The sequence below is a fragment of the Afipia sp. P52-10 genome (assembly GCF_000516555.1).
Lineage (GTDB): Bacteria > Pseudomonadota > Alphaproteobacteria > Rhizobiales > Xanthobacteraceae > P52-10.
Genome location: NZ_AZSJ01000007.1, coordinates 130609 through 154099, shown reverse-complemented (window position 1 = coordinate 154099; position 23491 = coordinate 130609). Strand labels below are relative to the sequence as shown.

Here is a 23491-nt window from a genome sequence, read left to right as displayed (position 1 = left end):
TCCGAAAAGCCTAGCGTCACGAACGCAAGAACGCGAAATTGAACGGATTTTCCGCCGTTTTTGCAGGATAGGAGGGTTGCAGGACCCGCCGATGACAGGGTTGCGCCAAGCGCCTAGGAGAAGGGCGCGGTCGATCATTTCACCCTGCCCATGCAAAAAGAAAGAATTATTCCCCTCATTGTCGCGGCGGCGCTGTTCATGGAGAACATGGACGCGACGGTCATTGCGACCTCGCTGCCGGCGATCGCGGCCGATATCGGCACAAGCCCGCTGACGTTGAAACTCGCGATTACCTCCTACCTGCTGGCGCTGGCGGTGTTCATCCCGGCCAGCGGCTGGGTGGCGGACCGCTTTGGCGCGCGGCGGGTGTTCACCTCGGCGATCGTCGTCTTCATGCTCGGCTCGATCGGCTGCGCCCTCGCTCAATCGATCAATCATTTCGTGATCGCACGCACGATCGAGGGGATCGGTGGCGCCATGATGACGCCAGTCGGCCGGCTGGTACTGCTGCGCTCCATCGACAAGCGCATGCTGGTCTCGGCGATGTCGTGGGTGACGGCACCGGCGCTGATCGGCCCGGTGGTCGGTCCGGCGCTGGGCGGCTTCATCACCACCTACTTCTCCTGGCATTACATCTTCCTGATCAATATCCCGATCGGCATCCTCGGCATCTATATGGCGCAGCGCTATATCGATCCGATCAAGAGCGACGACATCCAGCCGTTCGACTTCAAGGGCTTCTTCCTCGCCGCCATCGGCCTTGGAGGCATCGCCTTCGGCCTGTCGGTGGCCGGCCTCAACATCCTGCCCTGGCCGACCGTGGTCGCATTCGTCGTCGCCGGTGCGGTTTCGATGACGCTGTACGTGCTGCACTACAAGAAGGTCGCCTTCCCCGTTCTCGACTTCTCGCTGCTGCGGCTGAAGACCATGCGCGCCAGCATTCTCGGCGGCTTCCTGTTCCGCCTCGGCATCGGCGCACTGCCGTTCCTGCTGCCGCTGCTGCTGCAGGTCGGCTTCGGCCTGACACCATTCCAGTCAGGCATGGTCACCTTCGGCTCCGCGGTCGGCGCGCTCGGCATGAAGACGCTGGCCGCGCGAATGATCAGTACGTTCGGCTTTCGCAACATCATGGTGATCGATGCCATCATCAGCGCTGCATTTCTGGGAGTGTGCGCCCTGTTCACGCCGACGACGCCCCTCTCGTTGATCCTGGTGCTGCTGATCGTCGGCGGCTTCTTCCGTTCGCTGCAGTTCACGGCGATCAACACCATCGCCTATGCGGAAGTCGATGCCCCGCGCATGAGCCGCGCAACCACTCTGGTCAGCGTCACCCAGCAACTGGCGATCTCGGCCGGTGTGGCGGTCGGGGCCTTCTCCGTCGAGATGACGCTGCTGATGCGCAAGGGCGGCGAGCTGACCGCTTTCGACTTCGGACCGGCCTTTGTCGTCGTCGCGCTGATCTCCGCCTCCTCGGCCATCGTCTTCTTCCTGATGCCGTCGGACGCGGGCCATCAGGTCTCCGGCCGCCGCGCTAAGGAGATTTCCAGCCGAAAGGAAAAGGCGAAGGCGGACGAGAAGGCGGCCATCGAGGAAACCGAGGATGCCCGCGACCAGCGCCTCGGCTGACCGTAACAGCAGGTGAGCGAAGAGACCGTCGCACGCGGCTAACAATCGCCGAGAAGCGCGGCTTCATACGCTACCAGATCGAACTGACCGGACGGAGCCGCTATTCGTTGCGGCCGCGAAAGCCCGTCGCCAGCAGGTAGCGCTCGGAGGAATCCTGTCGGCTCGCGGCGGGCTTGACGTGGCGGATGGTCGCGTAATCCCGCTTGAGTTCGGCGAGCAGCGCCGCATCGGCGCCACTCTGGAAAACCTTGGCAAGAAAGGTGCCGCCCGGCTTCAGCACCTCTGCCGCAAATGCTGCCGCCGTTTCCACCAGGCCGACGATGCGGAGTTGGTCGGTCTTGCGATGCCCGGTGGTGTTGGCAGCCATATCCGACATCACGAGATCGGCGCCGCCACTCAGCATTTCGCGCAGTTTCGCGGGCGCGCTGTCGTCGAGAAAATCGAGCTGGGCGAACAAGACGCCGGGAATATCCGGCATCTCCAGAAGATCGATGGCAACAACCTTGCCCTTGCCGTCGATCGAACCGACCTTTGTCGCTGCAATCTGGCTCCAACCGCCAGGCGCCGCGCCCAGATCGACCACGGCCATGCCGGGCTTCAGCAGCTTGTACTTGTCGTCGATCTCCTTCAGTTTGAACGCCGCCCGCGAGCGATAGCCTTCGCGCTTGGCCCGCAACACATAAGGATCGTTGAGCTGCCGCTCGAGCCAGAGCTTGGAGGAAAGTTTACGCTTGCCAGCGCTCTTGACGGTGACATGCAGCCGCCCGGTCTTGTCCTTGGCCATGTTACGACGTCCGCATCAGGCCGTCTTCGCGCATCATCTGCACCAGCATGCCTTCACGCAGGCCGCGGTCAGCGATGCGTAGGCGTGGACAGGGAAACGCCATGCGGATCGCATCAAGGATCGCACAGCCCGCGAGAACGAGGTCGCCGCGTTCTGTTCCGATGCAGGCGTTATGGACACGCTCCTGATAGCTCATCGCCAGCAGCCGATCGACCGTATGGGTTACGTCGGCATCGCTCATCCAGAGCCCATCGACCCGCCTGCGGTCGTAACGCGGCAGATCGAGAAAAATGCCGGCGACCGTGGTGACCGTGCCCGAGGTACCGAGCAGGTGCATCCCGCCGAGATCGCGGCCGTGCGTCAGGGCAAATGGTGCCAGCATCTCGGCCACTTCGCTGACCATCGCCGCATAGGCTTGCGGCGTCACATCGACGCCACCGCGTCGCTCGGCCAGGGTGACGACGCCAACCGGCAACGAGACCCAACCGCTGATCTTCGGCGTCGCGTCCGGAAGCCCTGGGATGCGATCCAGCCGCACCAGTTCCGACGAACCGCCGCCGATATCGAACAGAATGGCGCCGCTTGCGCCCGGATCGAGCAAGGGCAGGCATCCGGTCACCGCCAGCATCGCCTCGGTCTCGCGATCGATCACCTCCAGCCGGATGCCGAGTTCGCGGTCTACCCGCTCGCGGAAACGGTCGGTATTGGCCGCGGTGCGGCAGGCCTCGGTCGCGATCAACCGGGTTCGCGTCGCTCGCTTGGCGACGATCTTGTCACGGCAGACCCGCAAGGCAGACAGCGCCCGCTCGATGGCGAGTTCGGAGATCCGCCCGGTTTGGGCCAAACCCTCCCCTAGCCGGATGATCCGCGAAAACGAATCGACGATACGGAAGTTGTTCGCAGTCGGACGCGCGATCAGAAGGCGGCAGTTGTTGGTGCCGAGATCGAGAGCGGCATAGGCGGTATCGGACAAACGGGTCCGTACCGGCACGGCTTGGCGCGGCGAGATATGTTCGTGCGTATCAACTCGCGGCTCCGCGGCATAGCGCGGCCACGACTCGTGTTCCATCTCAAATTCCTGCCGCCGCGGACAAGGCCCTACAGCTCGACTGTTTCCGATTCAAACGAAGAATAGCAGTGACGCCAACCGGCGCAACAGGGCGGCTGCTCCAATTGCTCCGCCTCACGGTCCAACAGCACCGCGAAACGGCCGGCTCGCGCCTGTCCGCAACCTGAGCACGGGGGTCATGCCGCAATCGTCGTTGTGGCCCGCACCTCATTTCGGTAGCCTTTCTCCGTGCATTTGCCGCACCTTCAGCAGCTTCAAAGCCCTTTCCGTCGATTGGATTTCGCCATGCAAGACCATCTGTCCGCCCGGTCCATCGAAAATGCTATCGCAGCGCAAAAATACGGTATCGGCCAGCCTGTCCCCCGCAAGGAAGACGACACGCTGGTCCGCGGCAAAGGCAACTACACCGACGATCTCAATCTGCCGGGACAGGCTCACGCGGTGATCGTCCGATCGACCCACCCGCATGGCGTGCTCAAATCCGTCGATATCACCGAGGCGAAGGCGATGCCGGGCGTGCTCGGCATCTGGACCGGCGAGGACATGGTTGCAGCCGGCTACGGCAACTTCGTCAGCCGCATGCCGCTGAAGAGCAAGGACGGCTCGCCACTGCTGCAATCCAACAAGCCGATCCTGGCGGTCGGCAAGGTGCGCTTCGTCGGTGATCCGATCGCCATCGTCGTCGCCGAAACGCTTGCGCAGGCGAAGGACGCAGCCGAAGCTGTGTCGCTCGACATCGAGCCGCTGCCTGCCGTGACCCGCGCTTCCGAGGCGATCAAGCCCGGCGCGCCGCAGCTCTATGACAGCGTGCCGAACAACATGGTGCTGGATTTCCACTATGGCGACACCGCAAAGGTCGATGAAGCCTTTGCCAAGGCCGCGCATGTCACCAAGCTCGATCTCGAGAACACACGCGTCGTCGTTGCTGCAATGGAGCCACGCTCGGGTATCGGGGTCTATGATCCGAAACGCGACTTCTACACGTTGCATGTGCCGACCCAGGGCGTCGCCGGCAACCGCGTCCTGCTCGCCACACTGCTCAAGGTGAAGGCCGACCAGATCCGCATCCTGACCGGTAATGTCGGCGGCTCGTTCGGCATGAAGTCGGTCAACTATCCTGAGTACACATGCCTCCTGCACGCGGCCAAGCAACTCGGCCGGCCGGTCAAATGGACCGACGAGCGTTCGGGCAGCTTTCTGTCCGACAGCCATGGCCGCGCGAGCGAGGTTCACGCCGAACTCGCGCTCGACAAGGACGGTAACTTCCTCGCAGTGCGCATCACCGGCTACGGCAATGTCGGCGGCTATCTCGCCGGCGTGATGCCGAGCCCGCTCTCACTCGGCATCGCCAAGAACATCGCAAGCGTCTACAAGACGCAGCAAATCGAAGTGAGCATCAAGTGCGTGCTGACCAATACCTCAGTGATGGGCGCCTATCGCGGTGCCGGTCGCCCCGAGGCCAACTACTTCATGGAGCGGCTGATCGAGCGGGCGGCCGACGAAATGGGCATCGACCGGATCGCGCTGCGCAAGAAGAACCTGATCAAGAGCGCGCAGATGCCATTCATGGCCTCGTCCGGCATGCAATATGACAGCGGCGATTTTCCTGCGGTGATGGCCAATGCGCTGAAGACTGCCGATTATCCCGGCTTCGCCAAGCGCAAGAAGGAAAGCCGCAAGGCTGGAAAGCTGCGCGGCATCGCTGTCGGCGCCTATCTCGAGGTCACGGCACCGCCGAGCAAGGAGCTCGGCAAGATTGTCTTCGACAAGGACGGCGGCGTGACCTTCATTACCGGCACGCTCGATTACGGCCAGGGCCACGCCTCACCCTACTCGCAGGTTCTCTCCGACCGGCTCGGCGTGCCGTTCGACAAGATCCGCCTGGTTCAGGGCGACAGCGACATCGTCCATTCGGGCAACGGCACTGGTGGCTCGCGCTCGATCACGGCCAGCGGTCAGGCCATCGTCGAAGCCTCCAATCTCGTCATCGAAAAGGGCAAGGAGGCCGCAGCACATGTGCTGGAGGCATCCTCCGCGGATATCGAATTCGCAGGCGGTCAGTTCAGGATCGCCGGCACCGACCGTGGCATCAACATCCTGGATCTCGCCAAGATGCTGCAGGAAGGCAAGGGCAATGGCGGGCCGGCCTCGCTTGACGTCGATCATATGACGAGCGACGTGCAGGCCACCTTCCCGAACGGCTGCCATGTGGCGGAGGTCGAGGTCGATCCCGAGACAGGCACGATCGCCATCGTCAAATACACCGGCGTCAACGACTTCGGCGTCGAGGTGAATCCGTTGATGGTCGCGGGCCAGGTCCACGGCGGCGTCGCTCAGGGCATCGGACAGGCTTTGATGGAGTGTGTCAGCTATGATGGCGACGGCCAGCCGATCACCGGCTCGTTCATGGACTATGCGATGCCGCGCGCAGGCGACGTGCCGAGCATCACCCTCGACAGCCATCCCTCGCCTGCGACCTCTAATCCGCTCGGCACCAAAGGCTGCGGCGAAGCCGGCTGTGCCGGAAGCCTTTCCACCGTCGTCAATGCGGTCATCAATGCATTGTCCGAACTCGGCGTCGAGCACATCGACATGCCGCTGACGCCCGAGCGTGTGTGGACGGCAATCCAGCAGGCCAAGCAGTCTACCAAGGCCGCGTAGCACGAAGACTGCAAGGAAAGCCTCGATGGACCCAGAAACCGTGAGCGATGTCGTCGCCGGCGCAAAGCCAAGTGCCGCGATGCGCGAGGTGGTGGCCATCGAAGCCAGGTTGCGCGAAGGTCATCCCATTCCCGACGGCATGGCCGCAGAGCGCGCGTTGCGCGCGCAGATCTGCGGCTATTGGATCGAGGGTGCGCCAGTGCCGTACCAGATGACGGACGTCCGCATCCCCGGTGAAACGGGCGCAGTGCGAGCCCGCGTCTATCGGCCGACGGCAACGACCGCAGCCCCCATGCTGCTGCTGATCCACGGCGGCGGCTGGGCGTTCGGCAGCATCGAGGAGACCGAGCCGCTCGCCCGCCACCTCGCCGCGCAGACCGGCATGGTGGTCGTCTCCACCAGCTACCGGCTGGCGCCGGAGCATCCGTTCCCCGCCGGCCTACACGATTGCGAAGCCGCGCTGCGCTGGATCAAGTCCGAAGGTAGGAACTACGGCGGAAATCCCGCCCGCCTTGCGATCAGCGGCGCATCGGCGGGCGCCAATCTCGCGGCCGCCGTTGCCCTGCGCGCCCCCGCCGCGACTTTCGCGGCCCAGCTGCTGTTTTATGGCGTGCTCGGCAATGACTTCGACACGCCTTCCTATCTGCATTTCGGCGACGGCCGCTTCGGCCTTTCGCGCGATCGCATGCAGATGTTCTTTAATCTCTACGCGCCGGCGGGAAAGACAGACGATCCGGCGATCACGCCGATGAACGGCAACCTCGCGGCATCACCGCCTGCGTGGATCTGCGCAGCCGAATGCGATGTGCTGCGCGATGACTCGGTGCAGTTCTATGACAAGCTGCGCGCGTTACGCAGCGGCGATCAGTTCGTCCTGGCGAAGGGTGCCAATCACGGTTTCATCAACCGCGTGCGGCACCTGCCGGTCGCGCAGGAGATGATCGACAGCGCGACCACGTTCCTGAAGGCCCGGCTGCTTTAACGTCTATCCTGACGCGCTTGCATCATGCGAACGGGCATCCGCCTGTCACTGTCACCGCCGCCGGCGGAAAGGCGCCGCGCCAGCTTTCGCTTTATGCCGCCCGCGCCTGCCGCGGCTCGTAGATCGCCGCATGCGCGACGCGCGCAATCGGCGTCTTGCCGTTGGCAATGACCAGCGCATCGAGCTCGACGATCTTGTGGCCCTTGTTCTCGAAATTCTTGGCCACCTTCGCACGCACCGAAATCTCATCGCCAACGCGACCAAGCCCCAGCTGCTGAATCGTGCTGCCGACGTGAATCCACGGTCCCATCTTGGCGTTATGGGTCAGCGCCCAGTTGCATGCCCGCAGGATCGTGCCAGAGTGGATGATCCCCTCTTTCGCATAGATCGGATCGGCCTCGCAAATATCCTTCAGATACTGCGCCTGCTGCTCCGGCGAAAAGCTGAAGGTATGAATGCTCAGCCATGAGCCGACCTTGTAACTCACCTCATCTGCCGGCGGACGCTGCTCGTGCGCGGGCGGATTGCCGGTTTTGAAATCGCCAAGCGCGACGGGTGGCGACGACGCAGGCAGCGTGGCGCGGCCAGTGCCGCAAACCACGCCACGACTCTCGATCTGCACATCCAGGCCGCCGTCGCGCTCGATCGCGGTCACCGTCGCCGTCTCACCATCGTAGATCGGCTTGCCGAAGCGGCCTTCCATGTGGCCGCGTTCGAGGAACGCGCGCCCCCAGAGCGTCAAGGGCGCGTGGCTCATATAGGCGAAGACATCGACGCCGGGAACGAGGCCGCCCGTAAAGCCGAATTTCTTCGCCACCGTGTCATCGTGCATCTTGTTCTCGGACAGCTTCGCCGCATTGAATGCCACGATGCTGTAAGGTTCGAACTGCTTGGTCATGGCTGGGACCTCCGTGCTCAAGATGCCTGTCTGATGATCCTCACTCGTCGCTCGGTGCCAGCCCTCCGGCGTCCGACAACAGCTCCATGTGATGATCAAGATCGCCGAACTGGGTCTGGATCGAGATCAGCCTGCGGAAATAGTGGCCGGCCTTGTATTCCATGGTCATGGCGATCCCGCCATGCAACTGAATGGCCTGTTCGCCGACGTAGCGCGACGCCTTGCTCAGATGCACCTTGGCCGCCGAAATCGACTTGCGGCGCTCACTGTTGTCGGACTGATCCGACATCATGGTCGCCAGCATCGACATGCTGCGTGCCTGCTCGACATTCATCAGCATGTCGACAGCGCGATGCTGCAGCGCCTGGAACGTGCCGATCGGCCGGCCGAACTGTTCACGCGTCTTCAGATATTCGGTGGTCGTTGCGAGAAGCTCGTCCATGCAGCCGATCGATTCCGAGATCGTCGCCGCGATCGCGCGATCGACGACCCGCTCGATCAGCGGATAAGCCCTGCCCGGCTCGCCGATCACATCCTCGGCGCTGACCTTGACGCCCTTTAGAAAGATATCGGCGCCCTGGTGGCTGTCGGCGAGCTTCATCGGCTTGCGCGTCAAGCCGGCTGCCTTGCCATCAACGATGAAGATGCCGATCCCGTCCTTGTCCCGCTGGTTGCCGGAGACGCGCGCAGTGACGAAAATCTTGTCCGCGCTGTCGCCATGCCAGACCAGCGCCTTCTCGCCATCCAGCACCCAGCCATTGCCATCCTTGCGGGCCGTGGTCTTGATGTCGGCGAGATCGAAACGCGAGTGACGCTCGGTGTAAGCGAACGCCAGCAGCAGCTTGCCATTCGCAATGGCGGGCAGCATCTCCTGCTTCTGCTTGTCGGTGCCGCCGGCCTGAATGAAACCGCCGCCGATCACGACGGTCGGAACATAAGGCTCCAGCGCGATCGAGCGGCCAAGCGCTTCCATGACAATCGAGGTTTCGATCGGACCGCCGCCGATGCCGCCATGCTCCTCACTGAAGGCGACGCCCAGCAGGCCGAGCTCCGCATACTGGTCCCACATCTCGCGGCTCCAGCCGAGCTTGCTCTCCGCGATCTTCTGGCGCGTATTGAAATCGTATTTCTCGGCCAGCAGCCGGTCGACGCTGTCCTTGAGCAGCTTCTGTTCGTCGTTGAGCCCGAAATCCATTTCCTACCCTCACGCCATGGCATGCCCGTCGCGGGCCGCCGGCAAGTCTGATTGTCTTATTGTCGCCGAAGCGAAACGGCGCGGGCAACGTGATCGCCCGCGCCGACAGCACGTCAGATCAATCCGGAGCAAAGGCCGGAATCGGCGGGCCTTCCTTGGCCGGCTTGAACACAACATGCACCTTCTGGCCGATCTCGAGCTTGTCGAAATCGCAGTCGACGATGTTGGTCAACATCTTCGGGCCTTCTTCCAACGTCACGTAAGCGAGCGCATAAGGCTCCGGAACGCGGCGCATGGTCGAGTGCGAATAGATCACGCCCTTACCCGATGCTTCCTTCAACTCGGTGTTGTCGCTGGCGCAGAACGGGCAAATCGAACGCGGGTAGAAGTAGTTCTTCTTGCAGCTCTTGCAATGTCCGAACAGGAGTTTGCCCTTGGCGGCAGCATCCCAGTACGCTTGGCTTTCTGGATTGACGATCGCCGCCGGGAATTGGCGTTCTTTGGTTTCCGCCATCACACGCGCTCCATAATCAGAGTTGCACTGCCGTGGCGGACGCCGAGCGAGCCGCCCGTACCATGCGCCAGAGCGATATCGCAGTTCTTCACCTGCACCTTCGGGTGGGCCTCACCACGAAGCTGCCGCACCGCCTCGATCACCTTGGTAATGCCGCCACGGTTGGCCGGGTGGTTGTTGCAGAGACCGCCGCCATCGGTGTTGAACGGCAGCTTGCCGACGCCCGAGATCAGGTTGCCGTCCGCAACGAACTTGCCACCCTGGCCCTTCTCACAGAAACCGAGATCCTCGAGCTGCATCAGCACCGTGATGGTGAAGCTGTCATAGATCGAGGCGTACTTGATATCCGCGTGCTTGACGCCCGCTTCCGCGAACGCGATCGGACCCGACCAGCGCGCGCCCGAGAACGTCAGATCGGTGTCGCCACCGTTCTGTCCCTTCGGCGACTCGCCCGCGCCCATGACGCGCACCAGCGGCCGCTTCAGGCTCTTGGCGACTTCCGGGCTGGTGACGATCAGCGCGCCGCCGCCATCGGTGATGACGCAGCAGTCGAGCCGGTGCAGCGGATTGGAAATCATCGGCGAATTGACGACTTCCTCGACCGTGACGACGTTCCGCAGGAACGCATGCTCGTTGTACTGTGCGTGATGCGACGCCGCGACTTTGATCCACGCGAGCTGTTCGCTGGTCGTGCCGTATTCGTACATGTGGCGCGCGGCGCACATGCCGTACGAGTTGGCAACCACGATGCCGTACGGCGATTCATACGATGCGTCGGGGGCGAGCGGAATGGTCGCGCGCGGTACTGGCGCCGTGAGCGGCTTGCCGGCAAGCGTGATCAGCGCCACCGAGCACTTGCCCGCGGCGATCGCCTCGGCCGCATGCGCGACGTGCAGGATGTAGGACGAACCGCCGACATCGGTCGAATCGACGTGCTTCACCTTCAGGCCCATGTAGTCGACCATGCTGAGCGGGCCGAGGCCTGGCGCGTCGCCCGCGCAGAAGTAACCGTCGACGTCGTCCTTGGTGAGGCCTGCGTCCTTCAACGCACCGATCGCTGCCTCATGATGAATTTGAGGGACGGACTTGTCCGGCGCCTTGCGCGTGGGGTGCTCGTAAGCCCCCATGATGTATGCTTTGCCCTTAATACTCATTCAGGTGTGTCCTGCCTTTTGTAGAAACGCTGACGCGTGATCTAAACACGACGCCAACGCCGCGCGCAAATTGTCACAGTTACGCTGCGAGGTTGACCCCAGGTCGAGCCAATCAGGTTCTCAAGTCGCGGGCTTAAGACTTAGTCACGAGCTTAAGGCTGGGCGGCGTTCGTCCCCAGCAACATTTGTCATGGGTGTCTGCGCAGGGACGAGAGCAATATTTGCCTTAGGGTCGTGCAAAAAAGGAATGGCTAACGGATTGGCCGGCGGTGGCCGCGTGGCGCGTGGCGTGTATAGTTACGTGCGTTGTTCGCAATAGGACTCGAGCGACGCGCAGAGTTTTGTGCAGAGCAACGAACGGCAGCCGGTCATCCCGACGAGATCGTTCCAAAATATGTAACGCCGCCGCGAGGCTGGTATCGGGAGAGAACACGATGGATATGAGCTTCACCGCCGAAGAGCTGGCGTTTCGCGACGAGGTACGCGCCTGGATCAAGCAGAACCTCCCCGCCGAACTGAAGCAAAAGCTGATCGATGGCGTGGTGCCGAACAAGGAAGACACGGTGAACTGGCACCGCAAGCTCAATGCGCAAGGCTGGGCCGTGCCGCACTGGCCAGTGGAATGGGGCGGTCAGAATTGGTCGGTGACCAAGCGCTTCATCCTGCGCGAGGAACTTGAGAACGCCCCTGCCCCGCTACCGAACGGCATGAACACCAACCTTTGCGGTCCGGTCGTCGCTCATTTCGGCACGGAGGAGCAAAAGAAGCGCTTTCTGCCGCGGATGGCCAATCTGGATGATTGGTGGTGCCAGGGTTTCTCGGAGCCCGGCTCGGGATCTGACCTCGCCTCGCTGCGCACCAGCGCCCGGCGCGAAGGCGATTACTACATCGTCAACGGCTCGAAGATGTGGACCACCAACGCGCAGTATGCCGACTGGATGTTCTGCCTCGTCCGCACCGATCCGAAGGCCAAAAAGCAGGAAGGCATCTCGTTCCTGCTGATCGACATGCGGACCCCGGGCGTATCCGTCCGTCCCGTCCACACCATGGAGGGCGGTGCCGAGGTCAACCAATGCTTCTTCGAGGACGTCAAGGTTCCTGTCGAGAACCTGGTCGGCAAGGAGAACAAGGGCTGGGACTGCGCCAAATTCCTGCTCGGCAACGAACGCACCGGTGCCGCACGCGTCGGCGCGATGCGCGAACGGCTGCGTCACCTGCGCAAGCTCGCCATGGAAGAAACCAAGAACGGCAAGCCGATCATCGAGGACCCCGCGTTCCGCAGCCGCCTGCTGGCGCTGGAGGTCGAAGCCAAGGCGCACGAGATCACCACCATGCGCGTGCTCGACGCCGATCAGAAGCGGACAGGCGACGCGCCGAACCCGCTCTCATCCTTGCTGAAACTGCGGTCCAGTGAACTGCGGCAGGAACTGACGCATCTCTACATGGAGGTGGCAGGCCCGTTCGCCCAGCGCCTCGCACTCGAGGCCGAGAGCGATGACGATGCGATCGGTCCCGATTGGGCCGGCGTCGCCACCGGCGTCTACCTCAACAACCGCAAAGTGACGATCTACGGCGGCACCAGCGAGGTGCAGCACAACATTCTCGCCAAGGCCGTTCTCGGCCTTTGACCAGACTTGACCGGCCCGCTATCCGGCGGGCCGGTGCCGTTATCAACCAACGCGCTTCTGGTGCGAACAACACCGCGCATTGCGGGAACGCTGGCGAATGTCTGACCTTCCTCTCGATGGATTACGGGTTGTCGAAATCGGTACCGGCGACGCACTGAGCTTCTGCGGCAAGCTGTTCTCCGATTTCGGAGCGGAGGTCATCAAAGTCGAACCGCCGGGCGGCGATCCGGACCGGTCTTGCGAACCGCTCGTCGATATCGGCGGCGGCAAACGCGAGAGCGCCTACTTCGCCTGGGGTAACACCAACAAGCAGAGCATCACTGCCGACCTGGCCGATGCGAAGGATGTCGCGCGAGTCCGCGCCCTGCTCGGCACAGCCGACCTCCTGCTCGACAGCCGCCATGCCGACGAGATCAACGCCTCGGCGCTTTCGCACGAAGCCTTGCGCAAGGCCGATCCCGCACTGGCGATCACCGCCATCGCCTGGTTCAGCGAGCACGGCCCCTACCGCAATTATCAAGCCACCGAGGCGACGATCCGCAGCCTCGCCGGGCTCGTCAAACAGGTCGGCCCGGTCGAAGGCCCGCCGACACTGCCGCGCGACGGCCAGACCGCCGTCATCACCGGCCTCACCGCCTTCATCCCGACGCTCGCCGGACTGCTCAGCCGCGAACGCGGTGCCCGACGTTACGCGGTCAACGCCCATGAAGCGCTGCTGCAAATCTCCGAATACGATCTCACGCTCGCGCTCGATGCGGGCTTCACGCGGTTGCGCAGCGGCGTAAACAGCTTCGGTCGCAACTTTCCAGGCGGCGCCTACCGCACCAAGCAAGGCTGGCTCGGCGTCACCGTGGTCACGATCCAGCAATGGCGCGCCTTCTGCGTGATGATGGACAGGCCCGAGCTGGGCGGAAAGCCGGAATACGCAACCGGCCCCTTGCGCGCCGTGCACACGACGGCTCTCAACGCGATCTTCGAACCGATCCTGATGCAGAAGACGGCAGCCGAGTGGTTCGAGCGCGCGATCAAGTTGCGCCTGCCTGTGGTCGTCATCCCGACGATGAAAGAGCTGTTCGAGCAGACCGTGCAGCGCGAGCGCGGCGCGTTCGGGGAGGTCCGCATCGGATCGGCAATATTCGAAGGGCCGGCGATTCCGCATCACCTCAAGGCATCGCTGCCGAAGCGCAACGGCACCGCGCCGCTTGCGGGCGCACACAACACCATCAGCATCGCGCCGCGCAAGCGCGTCGCCTCGGGCGCGGCGAATCCGGACGGGCCACTGCCGCTTGCAGGGTTGCGGGTTATCGATTGCACGATGGGCTGGGCGGGCCCGAGCTGCACGCGCCAGCTCGCGGATCTCGGCGCCGACGTCATCAAGGTGGAATCGATCGAGTACGCCGATTGGTTCCGTGGCACCGACCAGCGCCCGCCCTACCACGAAGAGCAGACCTACGAGAAGCAATCGAAATTCTCGATCATGAACCGCGGCAAGCGCGGCGTGACGCTCGATCTGACCGCGCCCAAGGGCATCGCCCTCTTCCATCGCCTGCTTACCGATGCGCACGCAGTCATCGACAGCTACTCCGCCGATGTGATGCCGCGTCTCGGGCTCGGCGCCGAGGCGTTGTTGAGGATCAACCCGAAGCTGCTGGTCGTAACGATGCCGGCTTTCGGCATGAGCGGCCCCTGGAGCAGCGTCCGCGCCTACGGCTCCACCCTGGAGCATGGCGCGGGCATCCCGACCGTCACCGGCCGTGAACAGGACCCGCCGACCATGAACCACGCCGTGTTCGGCGATCCAATTGGAGGTCTCAATGGTGCGGTGGCCGCGATCCTCGGCTTCATGTACCAGAAGAAGACCGGCAAGGGCCAGCACATCGATCTATCGCAGGTGCAGGGGCTGCTGCCGCTGACTGCGAAATACGCGGTCGAGCAATCGGCGACCGGCAAGCTGCGGTCCCGCCCCGGCAACCGGCACCACGACTACGTTCCGCATGGCTGCTTCCCCTGCGTCGGCGAAGATCGCTGGCTCACCATCGCTGTCCGGAACGACAGGGAATGGCAAGGCCTTTGCCGTGTCATGCGCCGCCCGGATCTTGCCGCCGATCCGGCACTTGCGACCGCCGAGGGCCGCCGCAAGAACGAGGACATGATCGAGAGCGCGATCCACGCATGGTCGCGCATGACGATGGTCGATCCAGCAATGGTGGCACTGCAGGCCGAAGGCGTGCCGGCAGCCGTGGCACGCGTGCCGATGGACCTCTTGTCCGACCCGCAATTGATGACGATCGGTCACTGGCAACCGATGGAGCGAGCCTTCCTCGGACCGCACTTGATGCCGACCGTCGCCTACCGCGAGGATGGTGCCGTGCTGCCGCGCAGGATTACGATGGCCGCGCCCACGCTTGGTCAACACAACAAGGAGATCCTTGGCGGAATCCTTGGCCTCAGCGACCGCGAACTCGCCAGCCTCGCCGAGGAAGGAATCATCGGCACTGTCGCCACGCCGCCGAAACCGAAGGAAGCGCCTCGCAAAGCGGCCGTCAACGAGTAGCCACCCATGCGCGCAGCGATCCAAGAGGCCCGTTCATGACAAAACTGCCCCTGACCGGATTGCGAATCGTAGAACTCGGGACCAACGAAGCCGCCGCCTATTGCGGCAAACAATTCGCCGATTTCGGCGCCGAGGTCATCAAGATCGAACCGCCGGGCGGCGATCCCGCCCGCGCCTATGAACCGCTCGTCGATATCGGCAACGGCAGACGTGAGAACGGTCACTTCGCCTGGCTGAACACCAACAAGCAAAGCATCATCGCCGACCTTGCCAATACGGACGATGTCGTCCGGATCCGCGCGCTGTTGCGGACCGCCGACCTGCTGCTCGACGGACGCCACCCCGGTGCGGTGAAGGCTTCACTGCTGACCCACGACGATCTGCGTAAGTCCGATCCAGGGCTCGGCATCACCGCGATCTCCTGGTTTTCCGACACCGGGCCTTACAGCGCATATCAGCCGACCGAAGCCGTCGTCCGCAGCCTCGCTGGCATGGTGAAGCTGATCGGCGCCGTCGAAGGCCCGCCGATGCTCGGCCGCGACGGACAGGCCGCCGTGTTCGGCGGGCTGACGGCGTTCATCCCGAGCGTTGCCGCGCTCTACAACCGCGAGAACGGAGCGCGGCGTTACCGCACCAACATCTACGAAGCGCTGCTGCAGGTGTCCGAATTCGATACCGGCATTGCCCTCGAGCTCGGCTCCTCGCGGCTTCGCTCCGGTATCAACATTTTCGGCCGTGGCTATCCATCCGGAACCTGGGAGACCAAGGACGGCATTCTCGGCGTCACGGTTGCGACGCCGGCGCAATGGGTGGGCTGGTGCCAGATCATCGGCCGCCCTGAACTGGCTCGTGACATGAAGTACTCGAAAGGCATCGACCGTTTCGTCCATGCCGCCGAGCTTCGGCAAATCTTTGCGCCGATCCTGTTGACCCGCACGGCCGTCGAATGGTTCGAGCTCGGCATCGAATACCGCGTGCCGCTTGCCATCGTCCCGACCATGGGCGAGTTGCTGGCACAGCCCTTCCATCGCGAACGCGGTTCATTCGGTACCGTGACGATCGGCACGGCTGCGTTCGAAGGTCCGGTCCTTCCGCAGACCCTGCTTAGGACACCACCGAAGCCGAACGGCCCCGCTCCGCTCGCCGGCCAGCACGATCTCTCCTCTGTTCCGCCGCGCGCGCGCATCGCGAAAGGAGCCGTTCCGCCAGATGCTGCCCTGCCGCTCACGGGCGTGCGGGTCATCGATCTCACCATGGGCTGGGCCGGTCCGTCGGCCACGCGACAGCTCGCCGATCTCGGCGCCGACGTCATCAAGGTGGAGTCGATCCAATATCCGGACTGGTTCCGAGGCACCGACACGCGGCCGCCCTATCACGAGGAACAAACCTACGAGAAAACGTACTGGATCCAGATGATGAACCGCAACAAGCGCGGCATCACGCTGGACCTGACTTCGGAAGAAGGTCGCACGCTTCTGAAGCGCCTGCTGCAGACGGCGAACGCCGTCATCGACAATTATGCCGCCGACGTGCTGCCGCGACTCGGCCTCGATGCGGAAGCAATGCTTGCAATCAATCCGAAGCTGGTGGTCGTGACCATGCCGGCTTTCGGCACCAAGGGAGCTTGGACCAACGGCCGCGCCTATGGCTCCACGCTCGAACAGGCGTCAGGCCTGCCGACCGTGCAGGGCTTCGAGGGCGATCCACCCTCCATGAGCCATATCGCTTTCGGCGACCCGATCGGCGGGCTGAACGGCGCAACCGCGCTGATGCTCGGCCTCATGCATCAGCGTAACACCGGCGAAGGCCAGCACATCGATCTGGCACAGGTGCAATGCATGCTGCCGATGGCCGCCCCGGCAATCATCGAGCAGTCGGCGCGTGGCACTGTCGGTCCACGGCTCGGCAATCGCCACCCCCACCATGTCCCGCAGGGATGCTTCCGCGCCCTCGGCGAGGATCAGTGGATCACGATCTCGGTCCGCGACGACGAGGACTGGCAGGCACTGTGCCGCGCCATGCGCCGGCCCGACCTCGCCGCCGATCCGCAGCTCAAGACCGCACACGACCGTCGCCAGCACGAGGACATGATCGAAGCCGAAATCGAGAAATGGACCAGCATCGTCCGCCCGGATTCGGCGATGGTGAAATTGCAGGCAGCGGGCGTCCCCGCCGGCATCGCCAAGCTACCGATGGACCTGGCGGCTGATCCGCACCTGTGGGCCGTCGGCCATTGGCAGCCGGTGGACAAAGCCTTTGTCGGCCCGCACCTGCTGCCGCTCAACGCCTACCGCGAGGAGAGTGCGGAAAGGCCGCCGCTGGCGCGCTCCCTGGCTCCGACCCTCGGACGCGACAACCATGAGGTGTTACGCGAGGTCCTCGGCTTGACGGAGGCGGAACTCACAGCTCTGGAAGAAAATGACGTGATCGGCACCTTGGCGCTTCCGCCACGACCGAAGCCAGCCAAGAAGGCCGCACAGGACGCGGCTGAGTAGCACCACCCCTAGAATGTTCCCAAATACCGGCACCAGCATTGCGCTAACGCAGTCCTCCGGCTCTGGACCATGCTCCAGAACCCTTTCTGAACCCGTCGACATGATCTAGACGGGCGGCACGCAATCGTCCCGCAAGAAGGAGACCAATGTGTCCAAAGGACTGTTCGAAGGGTTGAAGGTCATCGACTGCGCGAGCTACATCGCCGCTCCGGCGGCCGCGACGGTGATGTCCGACTTCGGCGCAGAAGTCATCAAGATCGAGCCGCTGACCGGCGACCCCTACCGTAACCGGGGCCAGCCGCCGAGCGTGCAGCTCTCGCCTGAGAACCCGAACTGGCTGGTGGATTCGCGCAACAAGAAGAGCCTCGCACTCAATCTCGCTTCCAAGGCCGGTCTCGACATCCTCTATAAACTCACCGCCGGCGCGGACGTGTTCATCACGAACTTTCCGCCGAAGGTCCGCAAGAAGCTGCGCCTGACCTACAACGACATCGCACCACTCAACCCGCGGCTGATCTATGCCTCCTTCACCGGCTTCGGCGAAACCGGTCCGGACGCCGACAAGCCGGGTTTCGACGCGACGGTGTGGTGGGCACGGGCCGGCATCATGGACCTCGTGCGCGCAGGCGACGCACCGCCGGTCCGTTCGCCGCCGGGCATGGGCGATCACCCCTCCGCCATGGGCTTCTATTCGGCGATCATCACTGCGCTCTATAAGCGCGAGCGCACCGGCCAGGGCAGCCACGTCGGCTCCTCGCTGCTGATGAATGGCATCTGGGCCAACGCCTGCTCGGTGCAAACCGCGATCGTCGGCGAAGAAGTGGAGCGCATGCCGGAGCGCAGCCAGCACCCGATGCCCTGGCGAAACAGCTACCAGTGCAAAGACGGCCGCTGGCTGGTGCTCTCGATCGTTCATAACGATGGGCGCTGGGAGGTTTTCCGCAACGCGCTGCAGTCGCCGCTGATGGACGATCCGCGCTTCCAATCGGTTGCAGGGCGCAAGGAGCATGCGGTTGCCGTGACCGCCACCCTCGACAAGATCTTCGCGACCAAGACCCTGGAGGAGTGGAGCGAGATTCTCGACAAGCACGGCGTCGTGTTCGGCGCTGTGACACCGGTCGCGGACGTGCCTCATGACGAACAGGCCAAGATCGCCGGCGCCCTGGTGCCGACCGAGGACGGATCGATGCTGACCGTGTCGAGCCCGTTCTGGATCGAGGGTGAGGAAAAGAAGAAGGCCAAGCGTGCTCCAACCATCGGCCAGCACAGCGACGAGGTGCTGGCGGCGGCGGGCTTCAGCCCCGACGAGCTGAAGAAGCTTCGCAGCGAAGGCATCATCGGCTGACGCAGCCAGCCGCCATCGAAGGCAGAAGCAAAAAGCAAAGGCCGGGCTGCTGCCCGGCCTTTCTCTTTGAAACGCATGGCTCGTCAAGCGAGCACGCCGATCAGGCTTCCATGATCACGATCTCGGAGAGCTTGCCGCCCTTCGCCGCCGTCGCCTTCAGCAATTCCGAAGGCTTCCAGCGCGCGCCGAGTTCGTTATGCCAACGCACGATCTGCTCGTAGATTTCCTTCGAGCCGATGGTGTCGGCCCAGAACATCAACCCGCCGCGGTAGCGCGGGAAGCCGAAGCCATAGAGCCACATGATGTCGACGTCGCTGGCGCGGCGGGCCTTTCTCTCTTCCAGGATCTTGCATGCCTCGTTCACCGAGGCGAACAGCAGGCGGCGCAGGATTTCATCGTCCGTAAAGCTGCGCTGCTTGATGCCGAGGCTGGAGGTGACCTCTTTGATCACCTGGGCGACCACCGGATCGGGATGCGGCGTCCGATCGCCCTTCTCGTAGCGATACCAGCCGGCGCCAGTCTTCTGGCCGAAGCGGCCCATCTCGCAGAGCTTGTCGGCGATCGGATTCTTGCGAAAGTTCGGATCCTCAGCTGCCTTGCGCTTGCGCACCGCCCAGCCGATGTCGAGACCCGCAAGGTCGCCCACGGCGAACGGCCCCATGGGATAGCCGAAGTCGACGAGCGCCTTGTCCACCTGCTCGGGCAGCGCGCCATCTTCGAGCAAGATGCTGGCCTCCGCCGTGAACGGCGCACGGCTGCGGTTGGCGACGAAGCCATCGGTGTTGCCGGCCCAAGCGCTGACCTTACCGATCTGCTTGCCGAGTTGCATGGTGGCAGCGATCGTCTCCGGCGAGCTCTTCGAGCCTTCGACAACCTCCAACAGCCGCATCACGTTCGCTGGGCTGAAGAAGTGCGCACCGGCGACATCACCCTTACGCTCCTTCACTCCCTCGCCGATCTTATCGATATCGATGGTCGACGTGTTGGAGAGCATCAGCGCGTCGGGCTTCATCACCGCATCGAGCTTTTTGAAGACTTCCTGCTTGACACTGAGTTCTTCGAACACCGCCTCGATGACGACGTCCGCCTGTCCGATCGCTTCATAGCTCAATACCGGCTCGATCAGCTTCAGCCGCTCGTCCATCTGCGCCTGGGTGATGCTGCCGCGCTTGACGGCGACCGCATAATTGTCCTTAACGCGCTTCATACCGCGGTCGAGCGCTTCCTGCGTCGAATCCAGGATCTTCACCGGATAGCCGAAGTCAGCGAAGCTCATGGCGATGCCGCCACCCATCGTCCCGGCACCGATCACGGCACCGGTCTTGATGGTCTTCGCCTTGGCGCCAGCCGGCAGGCTCGGCAGACGGCCCGCCTGCCGTTCGGCAAAGAACGCATAGCGCAGGCCCTTCGAGGCGTCTGAGTTTTCGAGCGGCGCGAACAGCTCGCGCTCCCGCACGATGCCCTGCTCGTAGGGCAGCGTGACCGCCGCTTCCACCGCAGAGATATTGGCTTCGATGGCCGGCTGCCCCTTGGCCTTCTTGGCGAGGCTCTTGCGCATCGCGTCGAACATGCCCGGATCATTCTTGTACTCGTCGAACTTGGTCGTCATCTTGCTGACGATCGGCATCGGCCGCTTGTCGGCGATGCTCTTGGCGAACTTGATCGCCTCCGCACGCAAGTCTGCCTTATCGTCGATCAGCGCATCGAGGATGCCATACCCCTTCGCTTCCTCTGCGGGAACGTGGCGGCCGGACGTGATCATCTCCAGCGCGATCTTCGGTCCGACCAGGCGCGGCAGACGCTGCGTTCCGGCGCCACCCGGCAATAGGCCGATCAGCACCTCCGGCAGTCCCACCTTGGTCGATACTTTGGCGATGCGATAGTTGCAGGCCATGGCAGTCTCAAGTCCGCCGCCGAGCGCAAAACCATGGATCGCAGCGACGATCGGCTTTTCGCTTTTCTCCAGAACGTCCACTGGACGCTCGCCGAGGCCGAGGCGCTTCGCACCCTTGCCGAACTGGCGAATATCGGCGCCCGCAATGAAGCTGCGGCCAGCGCCCATCAGCACCATCGCCTTGACGTTCGGATCCTTGTTGCCCTTGGCAACGGACTCGAGAATGCCTTCCGGTACGCCAGGGCTGAGTGCATTCACTGGCGGATTATCCACCGTGATCACACCGATGCCGTCTTCGACTTCAAATCGTACAAGCTGTCCACTCACGACGCTTCCTCGCTTCTATGCCGGACATGCCGGCTACCACCTTTGGCGGCGACCTTGACCGCACGCCTGTTCCTCCGCAAGGGCCGAAATTGGCGCACGCCCCTGTGACGCAGGAATGCCTTGGTCGCATGCAGTCGACAGCAGTTCCATGCTCCACCGCGCTGCTCTACAACGGAGTTGCTTGAAAGAACCCCAGGGAGGCAAGGATGGACCAGAACAGCATCAATGCGGCAGCTCAGCTCCTGGTCGAAGCCCGCCGTCTGCACCAGGGCCGGCCGCCGCTGCCCGAGGAGCTGCAACCGAAGACCATCGACGACGGCCACGCGATTCAAGATGCAACCGTCGCTCTGCTGAAACAAACCGTCGGCGGCTGGAAGGTCGGCCTCGACAAGGACGGCATCATGTCGCGGGCGCCGATTTTCAAAGACGTGATCCTGGCCAATCCGGCAAACGTCGCGGCAAGTTCGATGCCACTGCTCGGCATCGAATCCGAGATCGCATTCCGCTTTCTCACCGATCTCCCTGCCCGCGGCACGGACTACTCCCGCGCCGAGGTCGCGGATGCGATCGAGGCTTTTCCGGCCATCGAACTCCTGAACTCGCGCTACGCCGAACCGGCGAAACGCTCGACGCTGGAGAAGCTCGCCGATTGCATCACTCAGGGCGGCATCGTTTGCGGCAGGCCGCGCGCGGACTGGCGCGCGATCGATTTCTCAAAGGTCGAGGTGACGCTCACGGTCGACGGCAAGGAGATCGCACGCCGCACCGGCTCACATCCGACCGGCGATCCGGTGCCTCCGGTGGTGGCGCTGGTCAATGCGTTGTGCAAGACCGACGGCATCAAGGCCGGGATCCTCGTTACCGCCGGCACATGGACCGGCGTCAACTACGCCTCACCCACCAGCCTTGCGGTTGCGGCTTTCGACGGCTTCGAGCCTGTATCGGTGCAATTCACCGCTTGAGCGAAGGCCGGCTCAAGCCGCTTGCGATAAGATATCTACCGCAGCGATGACCACGAGATGTCCCGAAGCGCAGCATGCAGACGGAGAGCGTATTGTATCCCGATGCTGCGGTCCGGGCGAGCCAATGTTCGCTGGCAGGCGCAAGCGCGCTGCTTGCGCATGAGATTGTAGCAAAAACATTGCCGTACTGGTGCGGTTTCGTGACACCGGCCTTTGAAATCGCACACTTCAATGCGAGCCGGGCTTTGCGGAACCGCACCATGAACCTTATATGGTGTTTTGCGACAAACGGAGGCGCGAGGGGACCTTGGCCACGCGGAATTACGAGCCCGACGGCTCCGGACTGCGGAACCGACACTTCAGCGCGCCTAAGCTGCTCGAATCTGTCCTGACAGGTTCGCATCCCATATTGGATCAATCACCAACGACGGTATCCAACATATGACCACGTCCGCTTCTTCCTTCCGGCAGGTGCCGGGCCGCGCCCTGCTCTTCGCAGCTTTCATGCTGGTGGCCTCTCCCGCGTTCGCCCAGTCCGGACCATTCGCGGGCATGGAAGGAAACTGGACCGGAACGGGACACATCTTGATCAAAGACGGCGGTAGCGAGCGCATTCGATGCCGGGCCTCCTACAAGGTCGAATCTGCAGGGGCCGGTCTCCACCAAATCCTGCGTTGCGCCAGCGACAGCTATCGCTTCGACCTGACGACGAACGTCACCGCCTCGGGAAATTCGATCTCCGGTAGCTGGAGCGAGACCAGCCGCAACATCAACGGCACGGTCGGTGGCCGGGTCAGCGGAAGCGACATCAATGCATTGGTGGAAGCCAACGGTTTCTCGGCAACCTTTGCGATGCAGACGCGCGGCAACCGGCAGACCGTCGCCATCCGCTCGCAGAATACCGACTTGCGCGGCCTCGACATCACGTTGTCACGCTAAGGCCAGCGCCGATCGAACACTCGAACGATTTGTGAACCGCCGGGACCAGCCCGGCGGTTTCTTTTTGGCCTGGCACCACGGCATCCGGTACCAGGAAGATCCTAACCTTCCCGCTTTTCGATCTTGACGTTGGGCGCGGTCTCGGGGTGGCGACGGATATTTACGCCCGCCATCAGGTCAGACGCTTCGGCAACCACCTCTGCAGCAGTTTTCCAATCGGCGATCCGCAGGATGTCTTGTTCCCCCGTACCGACCACATAGCCATCGCTATTCCCCGTGATCGAATAATATTTCATTCGGCGTAATTCCCAATCAGATTGGCGAAAGAACACGCCTGAAATCGCGCTGACGGACCTCTGGGTCAACGCAACGAACGCACGAGCAATGCTATGGTTGATCGATCGTTAACGCGCGCGCCGACAGAAACGAGATCGGTCGTCCCTCGCTGCAGCTAGGCGGATGCC

General features: G+C 63.2%; 17 protein-coding genes. 9 read left to right on the top strand and 8 right to left on the bottom strand.

Features of this window, described 5'->3' with window-relative positions; genetic code table 11:
* The first annotated feature begins 150 nt into the window (after positions 1-150).
* Positions 151-1626, top strand: coding sequence for a DHA2 family efflux MFS transporter permease subunit (locus X566_RS17940; protein ID WP_034470118.1), 1476 nt, complete (start codon positions 151-153; stop codon positions 1624-1626).
* Between the two features lie 100 nt (positions 1627-1726).
* On the opposite strand, the gene X566_RS17935 is transcribed toward X566_RS17940, so the two are convergent.
* Positions 1727-2410 carry an RlmE family RNA methyltransferase gene (locus X566_RS17935; protein ID WP_034470116.1) on the bottom strand — a complete coding sequence of 228 codons (684 nt, stop codon included), beginning with the start codon at positions 2408-2410 and terminating at the stop codon, positions 1727-1729.
* A gap of 1 nt (position 2411) precedes the next feature.
* A complete protein-coding gene (locus X566_RS17930) occupies positions 2412-3479 on the bottom strand; it encodes a Ppx/GppA phosphatase family protein (RefSeq protein ID WP_034470113.1) in 1068 nt (355 codons plus the stop codon).
* Between the two features lie 285 nt (positions 3480-3764).
* Here X566_RS17930 and X566_RS17925 point away from each other — a divergent pair, with 285 nt between their 5' ends.
* Positions 3765-6140: a xanthine dehydrogenase family protein molybdopterin-binding subunit gene (locus tag X566_RS17925; protein ID WP_034472287.1), complete on the top strand. Its 2376-nt coding sequence runs from the start codon at positions 3765-3767 to the stop codon at positions 6138-6140.
* Positions 6141-6165: 25 nt separating this feature from the next.
* Positions 6166-7122: an alpha/beta hydrolase gene (locus tag X566_RS17920; RefSeq protein ID WP_051444317.1), complete on the top strand. Its 957-nt coding sequence runs from the start codon at positions 6166-6168 to the stop codon at positions 7120-7122.
* Between the two features lie 91 nt (positions 7123-7213).
* Here the strand turns inward: X566_RS17920 and X566_RS17915 are convergent, their stop codons facing one another.
* The 4 genes from X566_RS17915 to X566_RS17900 form a co-directional block, all read right to left on the bottom strand.
* Entirely contained in the window at positions 7214-8020 is an 807-nt protein-coding gene (locus X566_RS17915) for a hypothetical protein (RefSeq protein WP_034470110.1), read from the bottom strand.
* Positions 8021-8060: 40 nt separating this feature from the next.
* Positions 8061-9215, bottom strand: a complete 1155-nt coding sequence (locus X566_RS17910) for an acyl-CoA dehydrogenase family protein (protein ID WP_034470107.1) — start codon at positions 9213-9215, stop codon at positions 8061-8063.
* Positions 9216-9333: 118 nt separating this feature from the next.
* Entirely contained in the window at positions 9334-9729 is a 396-nt protein-coding gene (locus tag X566_RS17905) for a Zn-ribbon domain-containing OB-fold protein (RefSeq protein WP_034470105.1), read from the bottom strand.
* Positions 9729-10883 carry a thiolase domain-containing protein gene (locus X566_RS17900; protein ID WP_034470103.1) on the bottom strand — a complete coding sequence of 385 codons (1155 nt, stop codon included), beginning with the start codon at positions 10881-10883 and terminating at the stop codon, positions 9729-9731. The genes X566_RS17905 and X566_RS17900 overlap by 1 nt, the downstream gene beginning before the upstream one ends.
* 434 nt (positions 10884-11317) lie before the next feature.
* On the opposite strand from X566_RS17900, the gene X566_RS17895 reads away from it, so the two are divergent.
* From X566_RS17895 to X566_RS17880, 4 genes are all read left to right on the top strand, one after another.
* Entirely contained in the window at positions 11318-12511 is a 1194-nt protein-coding gene (locus X566_RS17895) for an acyl-CoA dehydrogenase family protein (protein WP_034470101.1), read from the top strand.
* Between the two features lie 97 nt (positions 12512-12608).
* On the top strand, positions 12609-15065 hold the full coding sequence (locus X566_RS17890; protein WP_034470098.1) for a CoA transferase: 2457 nt from the start codon (positions 12609-12611) through the stop codon (positions 15063-15065).
* Between the two features lie 35 nt (positions 15066-15100).
* A complete protein-coding gene (locus tag X566_RS17885; RefSeq protein WP_034470097.1) occupies positions 15101-17560 on the top strand; it encodes a CaiB/BaiF CoA-transferase family protein in 2460 nt (819 codons plus the stop codon).
* 148 nt (positions 17561-17708) lie between these two features.
* Entirely contained in the window at positions 17709-18905 is a 1197-nt protein-coding gene (locus tag X566_RS17880; RefSeq protein ID WP_034470094.1) for a CaiB/BaiF CoA-transferase family protein, read from the top strand.
* A gap of 100 nt (positions 18906-19005) precedes the next feature.
* Here X566_RS17880 and X566_RS17875 read toward each other — a convergent pair whose 3' ends face one another.
* The gene (locus X566_RS17875) at positions 19006-21126 is read right to left on the bottom strand and encodes a 3-hydroxyacyl-CoA dehydrogenase NAD-binding domain-containing protein (RefSeq protein ID WP_034470091.1); all 2121 of its coding nucleotides are present in this window, start codon (positions 21124-21126) and stop codon (positions 19006-19008) included.
* A 206-nt stretch (positions 21127-21332) separates the two neighbouring features.
* Between X566_RS17875 and X566_RS17870 the strand changes: the two genes are divergently transcribed.
* The gene (locus tag X566_RS17870) at positions 21333-22088 is read left to right on the top strand and encodes a 2-keto-4-pentenoate hydratase (protein WP_051444316.1); all 756 of its coding nucleotides are present in this window, start codon (positions 21333-21335) and stop codon (positions 22086-22088) included.
* 441 nt (positions 22089-22529) lie between these two features.
* Entirely contained in the window at positions 22530-23027 is a 498-nt protein-coding gene (locus tag X566_RS17865) for a hypothetical protein (RefSeq protein WP_051444315.1), read from the top strand.
* 101 nt (positions 23028-23128) lie between these two features.
* Here X566_RS17865 and X566_RS17860 read toward each other — a convergent pair whose 3' ends face one another.
* A complete protein-coding gene (locus X566_RS17860) occupies positions 23129-23323 on the bottom strand; it encodes a hypothetical protein (RefSeq protein ID WP_034470088.1) in 195 nt (64 codons plus the stop codon).
* Positions 23324-23491: the final 168 nt, after the last annotated feature.

Coding starts and splice junctions, on each gene's coding strand:
- X566_RS17940 (WP_034470118.1), top strand. CDS start 151: ATGCAAAAAGAAAGAATTATTCCCCTCATTGTCGCGGCGGCGCTGTTC.
- X566_RS17935 (WP_034470116.1), bottom strand. CDS start 2,410: ATGGCCAAGGACAAGACCGGGCGGCTGCATGTCACCGTCAAGAGCGCT.
- X566_RS17930 (WP_034470113.1), bottom strand. CDS start 3,479: ATGGAACACGAGTCGTGGCCGCGCTATGCCGCGGAGCCGCGAGTTGAT.
- X566_RS17925 (WP_034472287.1), top strand. CDS start 3,765: ATGCAAGACCATCTGTCCGCCCGGTCCATCGAAAATGCTATCGCAGCG.
- X566_RS17920 (WP_051444317.1), top strand. CDS start 6,166: ATGGACCCAGAAACCGTGAGCGATGTCGTCGCCGGCGCAAAGCCAAGT.
- X566_RS17915 (WP_034470110.1), bottom strand. CDS start 8,020: ATGACCAAGCAGTTCGAACCTTACAGCATCGTGGCATTCAATGCGGCG.
- X566_RS17910 (WP_034470107.1), bottom strand. CDS start 9,215: ATGGATTTCGGGCTCAACGACGAACAGAAGCTGCTCAAGGACAGCGTC.
- X566_RS17905 (WP_034470105.1), bottom strand. CDS start 9,729: ATGGCGGAAACCAAAGAACGCCAATTCCCGGCGGCGATCGTCAATCCA.
- X566_RS17900 (WP_034470103.1), bottom strand. CDS start 10,883: ATGAGTATTAAGGGCAAAGCATACATCATGGGGGCTTACGAGCACCCC.
- X566_RS17895 (WP_034470101.1), top strand. CDS start 11,318: ATGGATATGAGCTTCACCGCCGAAGAGCTGGCGTTTCGCGACGAGGTA.
- X566_RS17890 (WP_034470098.1), top strand. CDS start 12,609: ATGTCTGACCTTCCTCTCGATGGATTACGGGTTGTCGAAATCGGTACC.
- X566_RS17885 (WP_034470097.1), top strand. CDS start 15,101: ATGACAAAACTGCCCCTGACCGGATTGCGAATCGTAGAACTCGGGACC.
- X566_RS17870 (WP_051444316.1), top strand. CDS start 21,333: ATGGACCAGAACAGCATCAATGCGGCAGCTCAGCTCCTGGTCGAAGCC.
- X566_RS17865 (WP_051444315.1), top strand. CDS start 22,530: ATGACCACGTCCGCTTCTTCCTTCCGGCAGGTGCCGGGCCGCGCCCTG.
- X566_RS17860 (WP_034470088.1), bottom strand. CDS start 23,323: ATGAAATATTATTCGATCACGGGGAATAGCGATGGCTATGTGGTCGGT.